The sequence below is a fragment of the Mediterraneibacter catenae genome (assembly GCF_008691045.1).
In the GTDB taxonomy this organism is placed as follows: Bacteria; Bacillota; Clostridia; order Lachnospirales; family Lachnospiraceae; genus Mediterraneibacter; species Mediterraneibacter ornithocaccae.
This window is the reverse complement of record NZ_VMSO01000050.1, coordinates 1-1,964: the sequence shown is the minus strand read 5'-3', so window position 1 is coordinate 1,964 and position 1,964 is coordinate 1. Positions and strand designations below refer to the sequence as shown.

The 1,964-nt window shown below is 41.9% G+C and carries 1 protein-coding gene; it reads left to right on the top strand.

Annotated features, from left to right (window positions below; genetic code table 11):
• The first annotated feature begins 136 nt into the window (after positions 1 to 136).
• Positions 137 to 1,864, top strand: coding sequence for an IS1634 family transposase (locus FNY66_RS15290; protein WP_087202705.1), 1,728 nt, complete (start codon positions 137 to 139; stop codon positions 1,862 to 1,864).
• Positions 1,865 to 1,964: the final 100 nt, after the last annotated feature.

Sequence of the window (1,964 nt, the reverse complement as noted above, 5' to 3'; positions counted from 1 at the left end):
CGGGAGTTTGACAGTTGCATAATTAAAATAGTACGTGCAGGCCGCATAAAGCCTGTACTTTTTTTGTCAAGTTTTTCGCTTTATTATCTAGTAATATTTAGTGATATGTGATATAATTATTACAGAGGTGATTGCTATGCGTGTTACTACATCCAAATCAAAAAATTCCGAATCCTTTTACATTACAAAATCCTATACAAATGCTCAGGGTAAGAGCACTTCTACCACGATCAAAAAGCTAGGCACCCTGGCTGAATTATCGGAACGTCTTGGCACTGATCGGGATGGCGTCATGGCGTGGGCAAAAGAACAGGCAAGAATCGAAACGGAAAAATATAAAAAAGAAACGGAAGAGGCAGTTGTTACGATCCCGTTCCATTCCAACAGACTTATGGACTATAACAGAAAAAAACTTTTTACTGGCGGTTATCTCTTCCTCCAGTCTGTCTATTATGGTCTGAAGATGGATTCCATCTGCCGAAAGATCAGATACCGTTACAAATTTAAATATGACCTGAATGCGATCCTCTCGGACTTGATCTACACCAGAGTCCTGGAGCCTTCCAGCAAAACTTCTTCTTTCAAGGCTGCACAGCAATTCCTGGAGGCACCAACCTATGAACTCCATGATATCTACCGCGCCCTTTCTGTCCTTGCAAAAGAGTGTGATCTTATACAGTCTGAAGTTTACAAAAACAGTTTCTTCCTGGGGAAGAGAAACGATAAAGTTCTTTATTATGATTGCACAAACTACTACTTCGAGATTGAACAGGAAGACGGTGATAAAAAGTATGGAAAGAGCAAAGAACACAGACCGAATCCTATCATTCAGATGGGACTGTTTACCGATGGAGACGGGATTCCACTAGCTTTTTCTCTTTTCCCCGGCAGTCAGAATGAACAGAAGTCCTTAAAACCTCTGGAGACAAAGATCCTTCAGCAGTTCGGCTGTCAGAAATTTATCTATTGCAGCGATGCCGGTTTGGCATCTGAAGATAACCGGGTCCTCAATCATCTCGGACAACGTTCTTTTATTGTGACACAGTCTATCAAAAAGCTTCCGGCAGAGGATCGTGAATGGGCTTTGAACACCAAAGGATTTAAACGGCTGTCGGATGATTCTCCTGTTGATATCACACAGCTTTCCGAGGATGATAAACAAGGACTTTTTTATAAAGATGAACCGTATACTACAAAAAAACTCCATCAGCGGCTGATCATAACCTATTCTCCCAAATATGCTGCATACGAGAAGGCTGTCCGCGCGGAGCAGATCGCACGAGCTGAAAAGATGGTCGCCAATGGCGCTGTGAAAAGGCAGCGGAAAAATCCGAATGATCCTGCAAGATTTGTAAATAAGATTGCGGCGACTAAAGAAGGAGAAAAGGCAGAGATTCACTATTATCTTGATCTCGAGAAGATCGCGGAAGAAGAAAAATATGACGGCCTTTATGCTGTCTGCACTGATTTGTTAGATGATGATGTGGCAGACATCCTGAAAGTCAGTGAAGGCAGATGGCAGATTGAAGACTGCTTTCGGACCATGAAAACAGACTTTGACGCAAGGCCTGTTTATGTCAGCCGCGAAGACCGGATACAAGCCCATTTCCTGATCTGCTTTTTAGCATTACTGCATTTCCGGATGCTGAAAAAGGCATTAAAAACGCCCTGTACAACAGAGCAGTTACTGCACATACTGCGAAGCATAAAGTTTGCCGATATAGAAGAACAAGGCTTTATGCCCGTGTATGAACGTCAAAGAATCACGGATGAGCTTCATGAAGCGTGTGGTTTCCGTACAGACTATCAATTTATAACAAAACGCAAAATGAAAGAAATACAGAAAAAAAGTAAGCGAAGATAAGACATTACTATATTTCAAGTATGGGGCACAAAGTGCCACAATCCCAGTATTTTCATGGATTGTGGCACTCATTTTTCTTTTCAACTGTCAAAGATGGGAT